At 62.0% G+C, this 18,563-nt stretch carries 19 protein-coding genes; 8 read left to right on the forward strand and 11 right to left on the reverse strand.

Going from position 1 to position 18,563, the window contains the following annotated elements:
• Positions 1-22: 22 nt before the first annotated feature.
• The 8 genes from pqqB to pedF form a co-directional block, all read right to left on the reverse strand.
• Entirely contained in the window at positions 23-937 is a 915-nt protein-coding gene (gene pqqB / locus V5E99_RS20730) for a pyrroloquinoline quinone biosynthesis protein PqqB (protein ID WP_499804120.1), read from the reverse strand.
• 55 nt (positions 938-992) lie between these two features.
• Complete coding sequence (gene pqqA, locus V5E99_RS20735; protein ID WP_003253598.1) at positions 993-1,064, reverse strand: pyrroloquinoline quinone precursor peptide PqqA; 72 nt, start codon at positions 1,062-1,064, stop codon at positions 993-995.
• 242 nt (positions 1,065-1,306) lie between these two features.
• Positions 1,307-2,827, reverse strand: a complete 1,521-nt coding sequence (gene exaC / locus V5E99_RS20740; protein ID WP_499804121.1) for an acetaldehyde dehydrogenase ExaC — start codon at positions 2,825-2,827, stop codon at positions 1,307-1,309.
• A gap of 223 nt (positions 2,828-3,050) precedes the next feature.
• Entirely contained in the window at positions 3,051-4,829 is a 1,779-nt protein-coding gene (locus V5E99_RS20745) for a PQQ-dependent methanol/ethanol family dehydrogenase (RefSeq protein WP_499804122.1), read from the reverse strand.
• A gap of 251 nt (positions 4,830-5,080) precedes the next feature.
• On the reverse strand, positions 5,081-6,022 hold the full coding sequence (locus V5E99_RS20750) for a quinoprotein relay system zinc metallohydrolase 1 (RefSeq protein WP_499804123.1): 942 nt from the start codon (positions 6,020-6,022) through the stop codon (positions 5,081-5,083).
• Between the two features lie 15 nt (positions 6,023-6,037).
• Positions 6,038-6,799 carry a quinoprotein dehydrogenase-associated SoxYZ-like carrier gene (locus V5E99_RS20755; RefSeq protein WP_499804124.1) on the reverse strand — a complete coding sequence of 254 codons (762 nt, stop codon included), beginning with the start codon at positions 6,797-6,799 and terminating at the stop codon, positions 6,038-6,040.
• Positions 6,799-7,674 carry a substrate-binding periplasmic protein gene (locus V5E99_RS20760; RefSeq protein WP_499804125.1) on the reverse strand — a complete coding sequence of 292 codons (876 nt, stop codon included), beginning with the start codon at positions 7,672-7,674 and terminating at the stop codon, positions 6,799-6,801. Before V5E99_RS20760 ends, V5E99_RS20755 begins: the two co-directional genes overlap by 1 nt.
• A gap of 3 nt (positions 7,675-7,677) precedes the next feature.
• Positions 7,678-8,139, reverse strand: coding sequence for a cytochrome c-550 PedF (gene pedF, locus V5E99_RS20765; RefSeq protein WP_499804126.1), 462 nt, complete (start codon positions 8,137-8,139; stop codon positions 7,678-7,680).
• 254 nt (positions 8,140-8,393) lie between these two features.
• On the opposite strand from pedF, the gene exaA reads away from it, so the two are divergent.
• The gene (gene exaA / locus V5E99_RS20770) at positions 8,394-10,286 is read left to right on the forward strand and encodes a quinoprotein ethanol dehydrogenase (protein WP_499804127.1); all 1,893 of its coding nucleotides are present in this window, start codon (positions 8,394-8,396) and stop codon (positions 10,284-10,286) included.
• Between the two features lie 91 nt (positions 10,287-10,377).
• A complete protein-coding gene (locus V5E99_RS20775) occupies positions 10,378-11,025 on the forward strand; it encodes a pentapeptide repeat-containing protein (RefSeq protein ID WP_499804128.1) in 648 nt (215 codons plus the stop codon).
• Positions 11,026-11,144: 119 nt separating this feature from the next.
• Here V5E99_RS20775 and V5E99_RS20780 read toward each other — a convergent pair whose 3' ends face one another.
• The 3 genes from V5E99_RS20780 to V5E99_RS20790 are packed head-to-tail and all read right to left on the reverse strand — an operon-like array spanning position 11,145 to position 13,167.
• Positions 11,145-11,783: a response regulator gene (locus V5E99_RS20780; protein ID WP_499804129.1), complete on the reverse strand. Its 639-nt coding sequence runs from the start codon at positions 11,781-11,783 to the stop codon at positions 11,145-11,147.
• A complete protein-coding gene (locus tag V5E99_RS20785; RefSeq protein ID WP_499804130.1) occupies positions 11,780-13,042 on the reverse strand; it encodes a sensor histidine kinase in 1,263 nt (420 codons plus the stop codon). Before V5E99_RS20785 ends, V5E99_RS20780 begins: the two co-directional genes overlap by 4 nt.
• Before the next feature lie 2 nt (positions 13,043-13,044).
• On the reverse strand, positions 13,045-13,167 hold the full coding sequence (locus V5E99_RS20790) for a hypothetical protein (RefSeq protein ID WP_499804131.1): 123 nt from the start codon (positions 13,165-13,167) through the stop codon (positions 13,045-13,047).
• A 156-nt stretch (positions 13,168-13,323) separates the two neighbouring features.
• Between V5E99_RS20790 and V5E99_RS20795 the strand changes: the two genes are divergently transcribed.
• The 6 genes from V5E99_RS20795 (at position 13,324) to V5E99_RS20820 (ending at position 18,527) form a co-directional block, all read left to right on the forward strand.
• Entirely contained in the window at positions 13,324-14,508 is a 1,185-nt protein-coding gene (locus tag V5E99_RS20795) for an ABC transporter substrate-binding protein (protein WP_499804132.1), read from the forward strand.
• Positions 14,509-14,547: 39 nt separating this feature from the next.
• Entirely contained in the window at positions 14,548-15,507 is a 960-nt protein-coding gene (locus V5E99_RS20800) for a YVTN family beta-propeller repeat protein (RefSeq protein WP_499804133.1), read from the forward strand.
• The gene (locus tag V5E99_RS20805) at positions 15,504-16,235 is read left to right on the forward strand and encodes an ABC transporter ATP-binding protein (RefSeq protein ID WP_499804134.1); all 732 of its coding nucleotides are present in this window, start codon (positions 15,504-15,506) and stop codon (positions 16,233-16,235) included. Before V5E99_RS20800 ends, V5E99_RS20805 begins: the two co-directional genes overlap by 4 nt.
• On the forward strand, positions 16,232-17,023 hold the full coding sequence (locus tag V5E99_RS20810; protein WP_499804135.1) for an ABC transporter permease: 792 nt from the start codon (positions 16,232-16,234) through the stop codon (positions 17,021-17,023). The genes V5E99_RS20805 and V5E99_RS20810 overlap by 4 nt, the downstream gene beginning before the upstream one ends.
• Before the next feature lie 224 nt (positions 17,024-17,247).
• Positions 17,248-17,805 carry a PQQ-dependent catabolism-associated CXXCW motif protein gene (locus V5E99_RS20815; protein WP_499804136.1) on the forward strand — a complete coding sequence of 186 codons (558 nt, stop codon included), beginning with the start codon at positions 17,248-17,250 and terminating at the stop codon, positions 17,803-17,805.
• 56 nt (positions 17,806-17,861) lie between these two features.
• Positions 17,862-18,527, forward strand: a complete 666-nt coding sequence (locus V5E99_RS20820) for a response regulator (RefSeq protein WP_499804137.1) — start codon at positions 17,862-17,864, stop codon at positions 18,525-18,527.
• Positions 18,528-18,563 lie beyond the last annotated feature (36 nt).

Consider the following 18,563-nt stretch of genomic DNA (forward strand, 5'->3'; position numbering starts at 1 on the left):
TTGCCCGCGAAGAGGCCCTCCGCTACAACTCAATACTCATGCCATCAAACGCGACCTCAACCCCGCGCCGCTCCAGCAACGCACGCTCGGCCGAGTCTTCATCGAGGATCGGGTTGGTGTTGTTAATGTGGATCAGCACCTTGCGCTGACGGCTAAAACCTTCCAGCACTTCGAGCATCCCGCCGGGCCCACTTTGCGGCAGATGCCCCATTTCACTGCCCAGGCTCTGGCCGACTTCACACACGCGCATCTCATCGTCGCGCCACAAGGTGCCGTCCAGCAGCAGGCAATCGGCGCGTTGCATCCAGCTCAGCACTTCGTCATCGATTTGCCCCAGGCCCGGCGCGTAGAACACCGAAGCGCCGTTGCGCAGGTCTTCGATAAACAGGCCGATGGTGTCGCCCGGCTGCGGATTGCCACGGTTGGGCGAGTACGGCGGTGCGTTGCTGACCAGGGGAATCGCGCGAAATTGCAGGTGTTCGCAGGCGGCAATGTTGAAGGGCTCGCGGCCGAGTTCAATCGGTTGCCACTGCAAGCCACCGTTCCAGTGTTTGAGCATGCTGAACAGCGGAAAGCCACTGCTCAAATCCTCATGAACCCGTTCGGTACACCACACCGCATGCGGGCAACCTTCGCGCAGGCTCAGCAGACCGGTGCAATGGTCGATCTGGCTGTCGAGCAGGACCACCCCGGCAATCGCCGTGTCACGTAATCGACGGGCCGGTTGCAGCGGCGCGAAACTCTCGAGTTGCGCGCGAATATCCGGTGAAGCATTGCACAGCACCCAATCCACACCGTTATCGCTGACGGCAATCGACGACTGCGTGCGCCGTTGTGCGCGCAGGCTGCCGTTGCGCACGCCGGTGCACTGGCGACAGTTGCAGTTCCATTGCGGGAAACCACCGCCGGCGGCGGAACCGAGAACGCGGATGTGCATGAGCAATGCTCCAGAAGGCAGGCCCGGCCAACGCAACGGCTGGCCGGGTGATGGATCAACGGTTGGCGAAATACATCGTCACTTCGAAGCCAATGCGCAGATCGGTAAACGCGGGTTTAGTCCACATGGGTCAATCCTCTTCTTGTGCCGGGCAATTCCGGTAAAGCCATTAATGCACGGGCCGCCAAGGGTCCGAATGCTACTTTCGAAGGAGGTGGCGGCGTGCGTTGGTAGGGGGTCGGAATCCCCTGTAGGAGCTGCCGCAGGCTGCGATCTTTTGATCTTGAAAATCAAAATCAAAAGATCGCAGCCTGCGGCAGCTCCTACAGGGGTTGTGTGCATCCGTGAGTTGCGGCTATGCGCGGGAGGTTAGAAGAACCCCATCGGATTGATGTCGTAGCTCACCAGCAGGTTTTTGGTCTGTTGGTAATGGTCGAGCATCATCTTGTGGTTTTCACGGCCAACCCCGGACTTCTTGTAGCCACCGAACGCGGCGTGGGCCGGGTACAGGTGGTAGCAGTTGGTCCACACGCGACCGGCCTTGATCGCCCGGCCCATGCGGTAGGCGCGGTTGATGTCGCGGGTCCACAGGCCGGCACCGAGGCCGAACTCGCTGTCGTTGGCAATCGCCAGGGCTTCAGCTTCGTCCTTGAAGGTGGTGATGCCCACCACCGGGCCGAAGATTTCTTCCTGGAACACGCGCATTTTGTTGTGGCCCTTGAGCAGGGTCGGCTGGATGTAATAGCCGGTCGACAAGTCGCCTTCAAGACGCTCGGCCGCGCCGCCAATCAGCAGCTCGGCGCCCTCCTCCTGGGCAATTTTCAGGTACGAAAGAATCTTGTCGTATTGCTGCTCGGACGCCTGGGCGCCGACCATGGTTTCGGTGTCCAGCGGGTTGCCGCGCTTGATCTTGACGATCTTCTGCATCACCACTTTCATGAAGTCGTCGTAGATCGACTCTTGCACCAGCGCTCGCGATGGGCAGGTGCAGACTTCGCCCTGGTTGAAGAACGCCAACACCAGGCCTTCCGCCGCTTTTTCAATGAACTGCGGCTCGGCGTTCATGATGTCTTCGAAGAAGATGTTCGGCGATTTGCCGCCCAGTTCCACGGTGCTTGGAATGATGTTCTCGGCGGCGCAATGCATGATGTGCGCGCCCACCGGGGTCGAGCCGGTGAAGGCAATCTTGGCGATGCGTTTGCTGGTGGCCAGGGCTTCACCGGCTTCGCGACCGAAACCTTGCACGATGTTCAGCACGCCGGCCGGCAGCAGGTCGGCGATCAACTCGGCGAAGACCATGATCGACAGTGGCGTTTGTTCGGCGGGTTTGAGCACCACGCAGTTGCCGGCAGCCAGGGCCGGGGCGAGTTTCCACGCGGCCATCAGCAGCGGGAAGTTCCACGGGATGATCTGCCCGACCACGCCCAGCGGTTCGTGGAAATGGTAGGCGGTGGTCAGTTCGTTGATCTCGGCGGCGCCACCTTCTTGCGCGCGGATGCAGCCGGCGAAGTAACGGAAATGGTCGGCGGCCAGGGGTACGTCGGCGTTAAGGGTTTCGCGCACGGCTTTGCCGTTGTCCCAGGTTTCGGCGACGGCGAGGATTTCGAGGTTTTGTTCAATGCGGTCGGCGATTTTCAGCAGCACCAGAGAGCGGTCCTGAGCCGAGGTTTTGCCCCAGGCATCGGCGGCGGCATGGGCGGCGTCCAGGGCTTTGTCGATGTCGGCGGCGCTGGAGCGCGGGAACTCGGCAATCACTTCGCCATTCACCGGCGAGGTGTTGGTGAAGTATTCGCCATTGACTGGTGGCACGAACTCGCCACCGATGAAATTGCCGTAGCGCGGTTTGAAGGAAACGACGGCGCCGGGTGTGCCAGGTTGTGCGTAGATCATGGTGGGCCTCTGTCTGGGTCGATGCCTGTCGGGCAAACAGGCGATGCACCGATAGTAGAGAGCCCCGCTTGCCGGGCGAATGCGCCGTTGGCAGGGGGATTCTCGTTATTTGGTAGTAGGAGCAAGGCTTGCCAGCGATTGGGGCGCTGCGGTGATTCAGTAAAACCGCAGTGAGTTCATCGCGAGCAAGCTGTGCTCCTACAGGTTTTGTGCAGGTGTTCGATCAGTGCTTGGCCACTACAAGGTCTTTCGGCAACTTGAACGTCCAGAGCATGCCGCCCTGGTTGAAGTCCTTGATGCGCTTGGCCACTTCGCCGCCCCACAACGGAACCGCGCCGCCCCAACCGGACAGCACCGAGACGTACTGCTCACCGTCCATTTCCCAGGTCACAGGCGAGCCAAGGACGCCGGAGCCGGTCTGGAATTCCCAGACTTTTTCGCCGGTCTTGGCGTTGAACGCCTGGAGGAAACCTTCCGGCGTGCCGGTGAACACCAGGTTGCCCTTGGTGGTCAGCACCCCGCCCCACAGCGGTGCGTAGTTCTTGTGACGCCAGACTTCCTTGCCGGTGACCGGATCGATGGCGCGCAGCACGCCGATGTAGTCTTCGTTCAACGGTTTGATGGTGAAACCGGCACCGAGGAACGCCGCGCCTTTCTTGTAGGCGATGCCTTCGTTCCAGATGTCCATGCCCCACTCGTTGGACGGCACGTAGAACAGCTTGGTGTCCTTGTTGTAGGCCATCGGCATCCAGTTTTTCGCACCGAGGAACGCAGGCGCTACGAACACCGAACTGCCTTTGGCTTCAGCGCCAGGGGCACCCGGGCGGCTGGCTTCGTTGTAGATTGGCCGGCCGTCCTTATCCAGGCCGGTGGCCCAGGTGATCTTGTCGACGAACGGGAAGCCACGGATGAACTTGCCGTTGGTGCGGTCCAGCACGTAGAAGAAACCGTTACGGTCCGCAGTGGCGGCCGCTTTGATTTCCTTGCCGCCCTCGGTGTAGTTGAACGAGATCAGCTCGTTGACGCCGTCATAGTCCCAGCCGTCGTGGGGCGTGCTCTGGAAGTGCCATTTGATCGTGCCGTCGTCCGGGTTCAGCGCCAGGCGCGACGAGGAGTAGAGGTTGTCGCCAGGACGCAAGTGCGAGTTCCACGGTGCCGGGTTGCCGGTGCCGAACAGCAGCAGATTGGTTTCCGGGTCGTAGTAGCCGCCGAGCCAAGGGGCGGCGCCGCCGGTTTTCCACAAATCGCCGGGCCAGGTCTTACCCGCTTCGCCACCGGAGATGCCGTTTTCTATCGCTTTGCCGTCCTTGTAGACGTAGCCCATGTGGCCTTCGACGGTCGGACGAACCCACAGCAAATCACCGTTTTTCGGGTCGTAGGCGGAGATCTTGCCCACCACGCCGAACTCGCCACCGGCCACGCCGGTGATCAGTTTGCCGTTGATCACCAGCGGCGCGGCGCTGATCGAATAGCCTTCCTTGTGGTCGGCCACCTGCTTGCTCCACACCACTTTGCCGGTGTCTTTGTTCAGGGCCACGAGTTTGGCGTCGAGGGTGCCGAAGAACACCAGGTCGCCATACAGCGCCACGCCACGGTTGATCACGTCGCAGCACGGACGGATGTCATCCGGCAGGCGTGCGTCGTATTGCCAGAGCTTCTTGCCAGTGCGCGCATCCACCGCGAACACCCGGGAGTAGGAACCGGTCATGTACATGACGCCGTCCTTGATCATCGGCTGCGCTTGCTGGCCGCGCTGTTTTTCACCGCCGAAGGAGAAGGCCCAGACCGGCCGCAAATCCTTGACGTTATCGACGTTGAGGGTGTCCAGCGGGCTGTAGCGTTGACCCTGGACGCCCAGACCGTTGGTGACGATCTGCTCCGGGTTCTTGGGGTCCTGGAGGATGTCCTGGTCGGAGACGGCGGCCAATACCGAGCCAGACAGCAGCATGGCACTGAGCAGCACACTCAAGACGAAGGGTTGGCGACGTGCGGGTTGGGTCATGACGGCTACCTCTGCGGTTTTTGTTATACCCGGGAAATTTTCCCGGTCTGGTGCAGATTCTTGGGCGCCGCCGCCCTTCCAACAATTGCCCGCAATGCTGAGATTACTAGTCCCTTAGTACGGGGTCGATGTAGCGACCGCCACCAAACACCTGTGGGAGCGGGCTTGCTCGCGAAGGCGGTGTGTCAGGCAACATCACTGTGAACTGACACACCGCCTTCGCGAGCAAGCCCGCTCCCACAGGTGTTTGGTCATTGGGTTGCGGCGGAATCGACGCGGGTCATCTGCCCACGCTCATAGCGCGGGTACAAATGGCTGACGCTGCGGATCAGCTCATACCGGCTCAGGTTGATACCGGCAAACCGCTCGGGGATGGGGCTGCGGATCATCTCGGACATGTCACTGCCATTGGCAGCGCCGTCGCGCAGCAATTGATCGAGCCAGGTCAGGTAGTCGCGCATTTGCTCGAAGGGTTTTGCATCCGTGGCCACCGGGCCGTGGCCGGGCACGATCAGCGTCCAGGGCAAGGCTTGCAGGGTGGCGATGTCCGCCAACCACACCGCCAGCCCCGGGCTGTTGGGCGTGGTCAGGGCCCGTTGATAAAACACCAGATCCCCGGCAAACAGCACGCCGGTTTGCTGGTCGAGAATAGCCAGATCCGCGCCCGTATGCCCACCCAGGCTTAGCAGACGCAAATCGTGGTTCCCAAAACTTCGCACGCCCGGTGTCAGCGTCTCGGTCGGCAGCACCACCTCGGTGCCGCGCATCCAGTCGCCCACCAGCCGATACATATTCTCGGCCATCCCGTCACCCTGCTGATGCAGCAGCTCGGTGGTACCGGCCAACGCACCGATCGGCACGTCGGTAAACGCCTGATTACCCAGCGCATGGTCCGGGTGATGGTGCGTCAGCAGCACTTCGATCACCGGTTTATCGGTGACCGCCGCAATCGCTTTGCGCATGGCTTCGCCGTAACGTTTCGACGGGCCGGTGTCGATCACCACCACCCCGCGCTCGGTGACGAGGAACCCGGTGTTGACGATGTTGCCGCCGTTGGCCTTGGCGAAATTGTCGGTGCTGCCTTCCAGCAGCCAGGTGTCGGCCGCGATCAGCCGGGGCTTGAGGGTGTATTCAAGCTCCGCCGCCAACGCCGGCAGGCTCAAACCGATGAGCAACAGCAGAATCCAGCGCATCACGCGCTCCTTGAGTCAGGGGATGGCCGCATCGAATTGATTGCCGCTGTTATCGCGCAGCAACAGCCGCGTTTGCCCCGTGCCTTCGATGTCGAAGGCCAGGTTGGGGTTTTCGCTGACGGCGGGAAACAGCTCCAGCGTGGCCAGGACTTGATCGTTTTGATCCCGCAGTTCGGCGTGGTTGATATAGAACTCCGGAATGCCACCGACCATGCCGTTGTCCATCGGATGCGCCACTTGCAGGCGCAAGCGACTGAATTCACCACGGGGATAACGCCCGCCGAGCACTTCACCGATGTGTTCTTCCCAACCCGGCTGGGTACGCACCACGCTCGGCGCGGTGCAGCCGCCGCCCGCCGCGTCGATCAGGGTCGAACCGACGTGCCAGAGCCCATCCCGGGTCAGCACCGCCGCGCGCAACGGCGTGGCTTGTTCGATGCGGATACGGATCGACAGCCATGGCAACACGCGGTCCTGGGGTTGGAAGTCGACGATTTTCGGCAAGGGATTGAGTTCGGCCCAGGCGAGGATTTTCACGACATCGCCCTTGAACGCCCGGGCATCGATTTCCAGTGGCACTTGCCGGGCATCTTCAGCAAATGGCGGCGCCAGCAGCTTGACCCGATCATCAAACACGAACGGCGCGTCGCCGAGCATTTGCTTGTGATAGAAGGCCCACATTACCGACGGCACCGGGTCTTTGCCCGGATCGAGGTCCACCGCGTGGGCGGCCAGGGGCAACCAACAGGCCAGCAGGCAACCCGCTCGCCAGTTCATTATTGGTACATCTCGGGCACTTCGTACTGCAGACCGTAACCGGCATAAATGGCTTGCACCTTGCCCTCGCGAATCAAGGCTTCCAGCGCTTCTTCCACGGCATAGGACAATTGCCGGTTGCTTTCATGCACCGCCATGCCGATCTCCCAGCGTTGCTTGCCCATGTTCGGGTAGGCGTTTTCCGCCAGTGCCACTTGCGGGTCGTGGGCTTCGTGCACCTGCCAATCGACTTCGCCACGCATCGCCATCACCGCATCCACTTCGCCGGCCTTCATCGCGACAAACGCCTGGGGCACGCCGGGATAGTGGTGAGTCTTGGCGGCGAGCATGCCGTTGAACACCGAGGTCAGGTAGAACGACGGCACGCTATCGACTTCGACGCCGATCGGGTGCTGCTCGAACACCGCGACGCTGCCCACCGAATCCAGCCGACGACGGTCATAAGCAACCTGCCATTGTTCGTTCTGGTAGGGGCCGAACATCACCACATGGTCGTTTTCCAGCTCGCCGAGTTCGTTGCGTTTTTGTGCGTAATCGCGGTCGTAGGGCACGCGCATCATCAGGTCGGCCAGTTGCTGGTTGTGCAACTGGCTGCTGCGCCAGATGTAGTCGCGCAGGTCGTCGTCGAGCTTCTCGCCGGCCGGGGCCCAGATCAGTTTCAGCTTCACGCCCAAGGCTTTGGCCAAGGCTTGCGCGAGGTCAACATCAACCCCCCGGGCCTGGCCGGCGTCTTCAAAACTGTAGGGGGCGAAGTCCTTGTAGACCGCCACTTTCAGCTCCCCGGCGGCGATCATTTGGTCGTAGGTACGGACCTGCGCCTGCACCCCTTGGCAGCACAGCAACACAGCGCTGATCAACACAGCGAGCAGGCGCATGAATTACTCCTCGACGTGCACGCTATCCAGGTAGGTACGCACCGCCCACAAGGCTTCCTGACTCAGGTAATCGGCCATTTTCGGCATGTACACCCGCCCGTCACGCACCGCGCCGTGGCGCACCCGTTCGACGAACCATTCATCACCGGCATCGCCGACATCGAGCAGGCGCAGGTCCGGGGCGATACCGCCAGACTTGGCTTCCAGACCATGGCAGGCCGCGCAGTTCTGGTTGTAGGCCGAAGAACCGATTTCCAGCGCCTTATCGTGTTGCGGCGAATTGCGATACGGGTTCACCGCCGCCCAGCCATCGCCATCCACCGGCACGCCGGCGTCCTTGACAGGGGTCAGGCCCGGGGTTTCCACCGCTTGGGGCACCACGTTGCCGTGGGCCCAGACAGAACCTGCGCTGATAAAACCGGCCAGCAGTCCGGCAACGAGCAAGGCGTTGCGTTTTGTTGTCATTGTTATGCCCTCAGGGTTGCACGCAAAACCTCTTTGAAGAGGCTATGGCACCCATCTTAGGAACCCTGCCGCACCGGCCCCATGCTGCTTTGGTGGCCGCCATCCAGTACCTTGGTAGTAGGGCTTGTGGCGCACGCCCAATTCAGGTGCCCGATGGGAAGTCTTCCCGGCGACAGCGGGACTTTTTCCGTATCCGCAGACCCGTCCGGCGCACCACCCTGTGCAGGCCAAAACCTCCACTGGGAACTGCAACCATGACAATAAGATCGCTACCCGCCCTTTCCCCGCTGTCTATCGCCGTGCAGGCTTTTCTGCTGATGGGCAGCCTTTCGCTGAGTGCTGTCAGCTACGCCGCCAACGAACCGGCGACCCCGACCCACAACGTCACCTGGGAAGACATCGCCAACGATCACCTGACCACCAAGGACGTGCTGCAATACGGCATGGGCACCAACGCCCAGCGCTGGAGCCCGTTGGCCCAGGTCAACGACAAAAACGTGTTCAAGCTGACGCCGGCCTGGTCCTACTCGTTCGGCGATGAGAAGCAGCGCGGCCAGGAATCCCAGGCCATCGTCAGCGACGGCGTGGTCTACGTCACCGGTTCCTACTCCCGGGTATTTGCCCTCGACGCCAAGACCGGCAAGCGCCTGTGGACCTACAACCATCGCCTGCCGGACAACATTCGTCCGTGCTGCGACGTGGTCAATCGCGGGGCGGCGATCTACGGCGACAAGATCTACTTCGGCACCCTCGACGCGCGGCTGATCGCCCTCGACAAAAACACCGGCAAAGTGGTCTGGAACAAGAAGTTCGGCGACCACGCCGCCGGCTACACCATGACTGGCGCCCCGGTGCTGATCAAAGACAAAGTCACCGGCAAGGTGCTGCTGATTCACGGCAGCTCCGGGGATGAGTTCGGCGTGGTCGGCCAGTTGTTTGCCCGGGACCCGGACACTGGCGAAGAAGTCTGGATGCGGCCCTTCGTCGAGGGCCACATGGGCCGGTTGAACGGCAAGGACAGCACCACCACTGGCGACGTCAAGGCGCCGTCCTGGCCGAATGACCCGACCACCGAAACCGGCAAGGTCGAGGCCTGGAGCCACGGCGGCGGTGCCCCTTGGCAGAGCGCCAGTTTCGATGCGGAAACCAACACCATCATCGTCGGCGCCGGTAACCCCGGGCCGTGGAACACCTGGGCGCGGACCTCCAAGGACGGCAATCCCCACGATTTCGACAGCCTCTATACCTCGGGCCAGGTCGGTGTCGACCCGAGCACCGGCGAAGTGAAATGGTTCTACCAGCACACCCCGAACGACGCTTGGGATTTTTCCGGCAACAACGAGCTGGTGCTGTTCGACTACAAGGACAAGGACGGCAAAGTCATCAAGGCCACCGGCCACGCCGACCGCAACGGCTTCTTCTACGTGGTGGACCGCAACAACGGCAAATTGCAGAACGCCTTCCCCTTCGTCGACAACATCAGCTGGGCCAGCCACATCGACCTGAAAACCGGTCGGCCGGTGGAAAACCCGGGCCAGCGTCCGGCCAAACCGTTGCCGGGGGAAACCAAGGGCAAATCCGTGGAAGTCTCGCCGCCGTTCCTCGGTGGCAAGAACTGGAACCCCATGGCCTACAGCCAGGACACCGGGCTGTTCTACATCCCGGGCAACCAATGGAAAGAGGAATACTGGACCGAAGAGGTCAACTACAAGAAAGGCTCGGCGTACCTGGGCATGGGGTTCCGCATCAAGCGCATGTACGACGATCACGTCGGCACCCTGCGCGCGATGAACCCCACCACCGGCAAAGTGGTCTGGGAACACAAGGAACACCTGCCGTTGTGGGCCGGCGTGCTGGCGACCAAGGGCAACCTGGTGTTTACCGGGACGGGCGACGGTTTCTTCAAGGCGTTCGATGCGAAAACCGGCGAGGAACTGTGGAAGTTCCAGACCGGCAGCGGCATCGTCTCGCCGCCAATCACCTGGGAACAGGACGGCGAGCAGTACATCGGCGTGACCGTGGGTTACGGCGGCGCGGTGCCGTTGTGGGGCGGCGACATGGCCGAACTGACCAAACCGGTGGCTCAGGGCGGGTCGTTCTGGGTGTTCAAAATCCCGAGTTGGGATAACAAGACCGCGCAGAAGTAACCCACCTCTGATCATTCCCACGCTCCGCGTGGGAATGCAGCCCCGGACGTTCCGCGTCCACTCGGCGCTCCCTCACCCAGAGAAACCTGCCATGAAATACCTGCCCCTTTTTCTTCTTCTCATTGGCTCCTTGGCTCACGCCGAAGACGGCGACGACGCTCCCCTGATCATCAACGGCTGCACCCTCGCCGAACACAGCCAATGCCCCGGCGCCAACCTCAGGGGTGCCAACCTGAGCAATCAGGACCTGCGCGGCATGAACCTGGCCGGCGCCGACCTGCGTGATGCCGATCTGCGTCACGCCCAACTCGACCTCGCCAACCTGGAAAAAGCCCAACTGCAAGGCGCCAACCTGACCCGCGCCAGCCTGCAACAAAGCAACCTGCGCCTGGCGGATTTCACTGGAGCGACGCTGATGGCGATCCAGGGTTGGGGCCTGTTCGCCCAAGGCGCGCAGTTCGAAAACGCCAATCTCAGCGCCGCCTACCTGCAATTCGCCCGCCTCTCCGGAGCCAAACTGCACAACGCCAACCTGCGCGCCGCCGACCTGGAAATGACTTGGCTGAGCAAGGCTGATCTAAAAGGCGCCAACCTCAGCGACGCCAATCTGCAAGAAGCCAAGTTCGGCGAAAGCAACCTGGAACAGGCGAACTTAAGCGGTGCCCGCCAGCACTATGCGAATTTTCAGGACGCGAATATGGAAGGCTGCACAGGGTGCCCGACAACCTGGGACAAGTAACACAATCCATTGTGGGAGCGGGCTTGCTCGCGAAGGCGGCGGCACATCCAGCATTGATGTGACGCAAAGACCGCTTTCGCGAGCAAGCCCGCTCCCACAGGGTCCGGCGGTGGGCTGAATCAACTCGCCACCCGCACCACCCCCATATCAATCCCCAAATGCACCAGCTCCGTATGGGACGTGACCTGCAATTTGCTCTTCAACAACGTCAGGTGATTGGAAACGGTCTTGCTGCTGATGTTCAACTGCTCGGCAATCAACCGCGCCGGGGTGCCTTTGGCGAGCATCACGAAAATCTCCAGTTCACGCTGGGTCATGCTTTGCAAACGCGGATCACTGGCGTCCTGTTGCGGATGGCATGCCAGTTGGGTCGCCAGGGGTTGTTCGATATAGGCATGCCCGGCGAGGATGCGCCGCACCGCTTCGATCAACACTTCCGGCGCCGAGCTTTTGGTCAGATAGCCCGAAGCCCCCGCCTCCAGGGCCTGGCGCACCAGCGGCAACTCATCGTGCATGCTGAAAAACAGCACGCGCAATTGCGGTAGACGCTGGCGCAAGCGGCGGGTGGTTTCGAGGCCGCTGATGCCCGGCAAACCGAAATCCATGATCACCAGGTGCGGCACCGCTTCCTGAACCCGGAGCAGCGCCTCTTCACCGGTGGCGGCTTCGCGCACTTCCATCGCCGGCAACAGCGCCCGCAACAGACTGGCGTAGCCCTGGCGGACCACCGCATGGTCATCGACCAACAGAATATTCATGACGCCTCCAAAGGCATGCTCAAGGCCAGCGCCCAACCGGCGCCGGGGTGGCTGATGATCCGCAGATTGCCGCCGAGGCTGCGGGCGCGTTCGAACATCGAGTACAAGCCGACACCCGGCCGTTGCGGTTGTCTGGCGCCACGACCGTTATCGCGAATCAGCAAGCGCAGGTGCCCGCCGCAATGCTGCAGGCGAATCCGCACCTGACTGGCCTCGGCATGCCGCGCAATGTTGGTCAGGGCTTCCTGCAACAAGCGATAGAGATGGGTTTTGTTCGGCCCCGACAGCGCCGGCAACTGCGCGCTGACCTGCAACCGGCAATCGATACCTTGGCGGCCCTGCCATTGCTCCACCAGCATTGCGAAGGCTTCGGACAGCGGCAGGTGTTGCAGCACCACCGGGTACAAGTCGTGAACCAGTGCGCGAAAGCCCTGTTGCAGGTGTTCGCAGTTGTGCTCCAGTTCGCGCACCGTGCGCTCGACGGTCTCCGGCTGATCCGCCACCAGGCGCAACAGGCAAGCCTGGGCACGAATCCCGGCCAGGTACTGCCCGAGATCGTCGTGCAGGGTCTGGGCCAAATGCGTGCGCTCTTGCTCCTGCACCGCCAGCAAGGTGTGCGTCAGTTGGGTGTTGTCGGCGCGGGCCTGTTCCAGCGCGCCGGTCATACGGTTGAAATGCGTCGCCAGTTGCCGCGCCTCGGGCATGCCTTGCGCCCGCAACCGCACATGCAACTGGCCGCCGGAGACCTGCTGCAACGCCCGCAGCAACTCGTCGAGCAAGCGCATGCCCCGGCGCACCGCCCAGCGAATGGTCAACAGGCTGACCAGCAGCGCCAGCCCACAGAGGAACAGCACTTGCTGAAGGGAATCCCAGACTTCATCGATCTCGTCACGCGGGTCCACCGCGATCATCACCCGCCGGCCATCCTTCAAATCCAGCACCTGGGCGCTGTGCCGGGCTTCGGCGAACAACAGCCGTCCGAGCCAGGCGTCGAGGCCGTCCTGCGCCGGCAGCCGCGCCGCTTCGCCCGGTTCCAGCCAGTGCACCCGCACGTGGCGCAAGCTGCGGGTCAGGCGCGGTTGCAGGCTGACCGGGTCGCGCTCGGCGGTTTCGCTCAGGTATTCGACCACCGCCTCGGCGGATTGCAGCTCACGCTCCACGTCCGCCAGCGCCTGATGCACCAGCAACGCCATGCACGCCAGGGTAACCATGGCGAAAAAACCGCAGACCCACAGGTTGATCCGCCACAGGGCCGACACGCCTAGCGCCCCGGCAGCGTGGGCGACATCTGCACCAGCGTAGGTCGCGGGCCGTGCAGTTTATCGACGCCGATCAGGCTCAGGATCAGCAGCAACGGCAGGAGCAGCGCTTTGAGAATACGCATGGTCGATCTCCTCCTCAGTAATGGCCGTTGAAACCCATGCTAAAACCGCGCCGCCCGAGATGAGTTACTACCTTGGTACTGGCCCACCGGTACTTTCTGCATATTTCTTCTGCCCCGCAGGCTTCCTATGCTGGCTCTACCGTCATGGAGTGCCCTATGCGCCAGCTTGCCCCCTACGCCTTGATCTACCTGCTGGCGATTGCCTGCGCCGCCGGGCTGGCGACCCAGAGCCAGGCCGCCGATGCGCCGTTGCAGGTGCAAATCGGCTACTTGAGCTATCGGCCTGATCCGGGGCCGCTGCTGTCGAATGTCATTCCCGAACCCACCGATGCCGGACTGCGCGGCGCCGAACTGGCGATCACCGACAGCAACAGCACCGGGCGTTTTCTCAACCACAGCTACAGCCTGGTCAGTGCCAGCACGGATAACCCGGATGCGTTGATCGAAGCGGCCAAGGCCCAGCATGAACAAGGCCTGCGCCTGTTTGTGGTGAATGCGCCGGTGGAAACCCTGCGTCGGCTCAGCGCGGTGCTGACCGACAGTTTGCTGTTCAACGCCGGCAGCCCGGATGACAGCCTGCGCACCACCGACTGCTTACCGAACGTCCTGCACAGCCTGCCGAGCCGGGCGATGCTCGCCGATGCGCTGGCGCAGTTTCTGGTGGTGCGCAAATGGCAACGGGCGCTGCTGATTGTCGGTCCGACCCCGGACGATCAAGCCTACGCCGCCGCCCTGCGCCGCGCCGCCAAACGCTTCGGCCTGAAACTGGTAGCGGAAAAAGCCTGGAGCTTCGACAACGATCAACGCCGCAGCGCCCAGGCCGACATGCCGCTGTTCACCCAGACCGCCGAGTACGACGTGGTACTGGTGGCGGACGAACGCGGTGATTTCGGCGAATACGTGCCTTACCAGACCTGGTACCCGCGCCCGGTCGCCGGCACCCAGGGCCTGACCCCGGTGGGCTGGCACAAAACCGTGGAAACCTACGGCGCCGCCCAATTGCAAAAACGCTTCGAGGCCCTGACCGGGCGCTGGATGAATGACCGGGATTTCGCCGCGTGGATGGCCGTGCGCAGCATCGCCAGCGCGGTGACCAAATTGCGTCAAACCGACCCGATGGCGATCCGCACGCTGGAGATCAGCGACCAACTGCCGCTGGACGGTTTCAAGGGGCGCAAGCTCAGTTATCGGGCGTGGAACGGCCAGTTGCGCCAGCCGATCCCGATCGTTCAACCCCGCGCGCTGGTCAGCACTTCGCCCCAGGACGGTTTCCTGCACCCGGTCAACGAAATGGACAGCCTGGGCTACGACAAGCCTGAAGTGACCTGCCGCTTTCCCTGATTGTTCTTCCAGCACAACCACAATAAAAAGGAATCCGCCATGCGCCGTACCCTGCTCTCATGCGCCCTGCTGCTTGCCGCCGGGCACGCCGTGGCCAGCACCGCCTGGGTCTCCAACGAAAAAGACAACACCCTGAGCCTGATCGACATGCAGACCCTGCAAGTCACCGACACCCTGCCCGTCGGCCAGCGCCCGCGCGGTCTGTTGCTGTCCCACGACAGCAAGTTGCTGTACATCTGCGCCAGTGACTCGGACCGGGTCCAGGTGATGGACGTGGCCACCCGCAAGATCATCAAGGAATTGCCATCGGGCAAAGACCCGGAACAATTCGCCCTGCACCCGAACAACCGCTGGCTCTACGTTTCCAACGAAGACGATGCGCTGGTGACCGTGATCGACACCGAAACCTCCAAGGTCCTGAGCCAGATCAACGTCGGCGTCGAACCGGAAGGCATGGCGGTCAGCCCGGACGGCAAGTGGGCGGTGAACACCAGCGAAACCACCAACATGCTGCACTGGATCGACACCAGTACCCAGACCCTGGCCGACAGCACGCTGGTGGATCAGCGCCCGCGTTTCGTCGAGTTTTCCCCGGACGGCAAACAGCTCTGGGCCTCGGCGGAAATCGGCGGCACGGTGACGATTCTTGATGTGGCCACGCGCAAGATCCTCAAGACCGTGAACTTCCAGATCAAGGGCGTGCACCCGGACAAAGTCCAACCGGTCGGCATCAAACTCAGCGCCGACGGCAAGTACGGCTTCGTCGCCCTCGGCCCGGCCAACCATGTGGCGGTGGTCGATGCCAAAACCTTTGAAGTGCTGGATTACCTGCTGGTGGGCCGCCGCGTCTGGCAGATGTCGTTCACCCCGGACCAGAAGCAATTGCTCGCCACCAATGGCGTGAGCGGCGATGTGTCGGTGATTGATGTCGACAGCCTGAAAGTCAGCAAATCGATCAAGGTCGGGCGCTATCCGTGGGGCGTGGTGGTCACGCCATGAACGCACTGGACGTCAGCGATGTGAGCTTTGCCTATGGCGCCAAAGAAGCGTTGCGCCAGGTGAGTTTCAGCCTGGTGCCCGGGCGATTCGCGGCGTTGCTGGGCCCCAACGGGGCGGGCAAATCGACGCTGATTGCGTTGCTGACGCGGCTGTATGATTTGCAGCGCGGGGAGATCCGGGTCGGCGGCTGTTCGTTGCGCGATGCGCCGCGTCCGGCGCTCAAGCAATTGGGCGTGGTGTTTCAACAAAGCACGTTGGACCTGGACCTCAGCGTCGAGCAAAACCTGCGTTATCACGCCGCCCTGCACGGCATGTCCCGGCGCCAGACGGGCCTGCGGGTCGAAGCCGAACTGGCCCGCCAGGGCCTGACCGAACGCCGTCGCGAAAAAGTCCGTGAACTCAATGGCGGCCATCGCCGCCGGGTGGAAATCGCCCGGGCGTTGCTGCATGAACCGCGTTTGTTACTGCTGGATGAGGCCAGTGTCGGCCTCGACCCAGCGAGTCGCCTGGCGCTCAATCAACACATCCGCAGCCTCTGTCGCGAGCAAGGCATCAGCGTGCTCTGGACCACGCACTTGCTCGATGAAGTGCAGCCCAGCGACGACTTGCTGATCCTGCATCAAGGCCGACTCGTCGCCAGCGGCCAAGCCGAAGAACTGACCCAGGAACATGGCGGCGACCTCGGTTCGGCCTTCGCTCGACTGACCACCTCAGGAGCCGCCCGATGAATGCGTATTGGCAGTGTTTCAGCGGCATCGTCTTGCGCGAATGGCTGCGTTTTGTGCTGCAACGCACACGGTTTCTCAGCGCATTGGTGCGGCCGCTGCTGTGGCTACTGGTGTTCGCCGCCGGGTTTCGCGCGGCGCTGGGCATCGCGATCATTGAGCCTTACGACACCTACATTCCCTATGAGGTGTACATCATTCCGGGGCTGGCCTGCATGATCCTGCTGTTCAACGGCATGCAGGGTTCACTGTCGATGGTCTACGACCGGGAGATGGGCAGCATGCGCGTGCTGCTGACCAGTCCCCTGCCCCGGACCTTTCTGCTGTGCAGCAAGCTGTTGGCGACGTCGCTGATTTCGTTGTTGCAGGTGTATGCGTTTTTGGCGATTGCCTGGGTCTACGGCGTGCAACCGCCGGCGCCGGGCCTATTGATTGCGTTGCCGGCATTGTTGCTGGTGGCGTTGATGCTCAGCGCGCTGGGGTTGTTGCTGTCGAATGCAATTCGCCAGTTGGAGAACTTTGCCGGGGTGATGAACTTTGTGATTTTTCCGCTGTTTTTCCTGTCCTCGGCGCTGTATCCGCTATGGAAAATGCGCGAGTCCAGCGAGTGGCTGTACTGGCTGTGTGCGTTGAACCCCTTCACCCACGCGGTGGAACTGGTGCGGTTTGCCCTGTACGAGCGCTTCAACCCGCTGGCGCTGGGGGTGTGCATCGGCTTGACGCTGGTGTTCGTGCTGCTCGCCGTACTCACCTTCAACCCCCAGCACGCCGCCCTGCGCAAATCCACCTGACCACACATTCCCCGTAGGAGCTGTCGAGTGCAACGAGGCTGCGATCTTTGCTTTTAAAGATCAAAAGATCGCAGCCTCGTTGCACTCGACAGCTCCGACGGGGGATTGTGTTGAGCACAGGCACAAAATTACTACTTTAGTACTGGTTTACCTGTCTATCGTCGCATTCCAATCGCACCGCACCTGGCATGTAATGGGCTCATAACTATAAGGATTGAGCCCACATGCCGCGTGCCCGACGTCGTCTGCTACGCCCCACCCTCGCCGCGCTGTCCCTTGGCCTGTTGCTGAGCACCGCGCACGCCGAAACCCCGTTGTTTTCCGCTGACGGCTACCGCATCAGCCTGTACCGCAGCCCGACGCCCAATCAGCTTCAGGGCGCGACCATCGTCGACACCCCGGCCCTGCAAACCCTGCTCAGCCAGACACCGCGCCCGGTGCTGATCGACGTCTACCGCCGCCAATGGCTGCAAGGGCGTTTCATCGAAGACCAGCCCCACGAGAACCTGCCCGGCAGCCACTGGCTGGCCAATACCGGTGACGGTGATCTGACGCCCGACTGGCAGGCCTACTTTGCGCGTAATCTGGAGGCCTTCACCGATGGCGATCACCAGCAACCGCTGGTCTTCTACTGCCGCTCCGATTGCTGGTCGAGCTGGAACGCGGTAAAACGCGCCACGGCCATGGGCTATAAGTCTGTGTATTGGTATCGCGATGGCCTGGATGCCTGGCAAGCGGCGAACCTGCCCGTCGCGCCCGCCCAGCCCGAGCCCTTTCCCTGACTGAAACCCTGCGTGTGGTTGCCCCACCCAAAAACACAATAATGAGGTGAAAGGCTATGTACAAAATTCTGATTGCCGACGATCACCCGCTGTTTCGCGAAGCCATTCATAACGTCATCAGCGACGGTTTCCCTGGCAGCGAAGTAATGGAAACTGCCGACCTGGACAGCGCTTTGCTGCTGACCCAGGACCACGACGACCTGGACTTGATCCTGCTCGACCTGAACATGCCCGGCATGCACGGCCTCAATGGCCTGATCAACCTGCGCAACGAAGCGCCGACCATCCCGGTGGTGATCGTCTCCGCCGAGCAGGACAAACAAATCGTGCTGCAAGCCATCACCTATGGCGCGGTGGGGTTCATCACCAAATCCTCGCCACGCCTGCAAATGACCGAGGCGATCCAGCAGATTCTCAATGGCAATGTGTACCTGCCGCCGGACATCATCCGCACGCAAAAAACCGGCACCCATCGACGAATGAATGACAACCCGAGCTTCCCGCCGGAACTGCTCCAGGCCCTGACCCGCAAGCAGTTGCTGGTGCTTGAACGCATGACCAAGGGCGAATCGAACAAACAGATCGCCTACACCCTGGAAATCGCCGAAACCACGGTCAAGGCCCACGTCTCGGCGATCCTGCGCAAACTCAACGTGCACAACCGGGTGCAAGCGATCTTGAGTGCCGGGGATATTGATTTCGGGTCTTACCTGCGGCGCTGAGACCGAGTCGCCCCATTCGCGAGCAAGCCCGATCCC

Origin of the sequence: Janthinobacterium sp. LPB2021202312-11-4 (assembly GCF_037049705.1) — a bacterium.
GTDB lineage: Bacteria > Pseudomonadota > Gammaproteobacteria > Pseudomonadales > Pseudomonadaceae > Aquipseudomonas.

Coding starts and splice junctions, on each gene's coding strand:
- pqqB (WP_499804120.1), bottom strand. CDS start 937: ATGCACATCCGCGTTCTCGGTTCCGCCGCCGGCGGTGGTTTCCCGCAA.
- exaC (WP_499804121.1), bottom strand. CDS start 2,827: ATGATCTACGCACAACCTGGCACACCCGGCGCCGTCGTTTCCTTCAAA.
- V5E99_RS20745 (WP_499804122.1), bottom strand. CDS start 4,829: ATGACCCAACCCGCACGTCGCCAACCCTTCGTCTTGAGTGTGCTGCTC.
- V5E99_RS20750 (WP_499804123.1), bottom strand. CDS start 6,022: ATGCGCTGGATTCTGCTGTTGCTCATCGGTTTGAGCCTGCCGGCGTTG.
- V5E99_RS20755 (WP_499804124.1), bottom strand. CDS start 6,799: ATGAACTGGCGAGCGGGTTGCCTGCTGGCCTGTTGGTTGCCCCTGGCC.
- V5E99_RS20760 (WP_499804125.1), bottom strand. CDS start 7,674: ATGCGCCTGCTCGCTGTGTTGATCAGCGCTGTGTTGCTGTGCTGCCAA.
- pedF (WP_499804126.1), bottom strand. CDS start 8,139: ATGACAACAAAACGCAACGCCTTGCTCGTTGCCGGACTGCTGGCCGGT.
- exaA (WP_499804127.1), top strand. CDS start 8,394: ATGACAATAAGATCGCTACCCGCCCTTTCCCCGCTGTCTATCGCCGTG.
- V5E99_RS20775 (WP_499804128.1), top strand. CDS start 10,378: ATGAAATACCTGCCCCTTTTTCTTCTTCTCATTGGCTCCTTGGCTCAC.
- V5E99_RS20780 (WP_499804129.1), bottom strand. CDS start 11,783: ATGAATATTCTGTTGGTCGATGACCATGCGGTGGTCCGCCAGGGCTAC.
- V5E99_RS20790 (WP_499804131.1), bottom strand. CDS start 13,167: ATGCGTATTCTCAAAGCGCTGCTCCTGCCGTTGCTGCTGATCCTGAGC.
- V5E99_RS20795 (WP_499804132.1), top strand. CDS start 13,324: ATGCGCCAGCTTGCCCCCTACGCCTTGATCTACCTGCTGGCGATTGCC.
- V5E99_RS20800 (WP_499804133.1), top strand. CDS start 14,548: ATGCGCCGTACCCTGCTCTCATGCGCCCTGCTGCTTGCCGCCGGGCAC.
- V5E99_RS20805 (WP_499804134.1), top strand. CDS start 15,504: ATGAACGCACTGGACGTCAGCGATGTGAGCTTTGCCTATGGCGCCAAA.
- V5E99_RS20810 (WP_499804135.1), top strand. CDS start 16,232: ATGAATGCGTATTGGCAGTGTTTCAGCGGCATCGTCTTGCGCGAATGG.
- V5E99_RS20815 (WP_499804136.1), top strand. CDS start 17,248: ATGCCGCGTGCCCGACGTCGTCTGCTACGCCCCACCCTCGCCGCGCTG.
- V5E99_RS20820 (WP_499804137.1), top strand. CDS start 17,862: ATGTACAAAATTCTGATTGCCGACGATCACCCGCTGTTTCGCGAAGCC.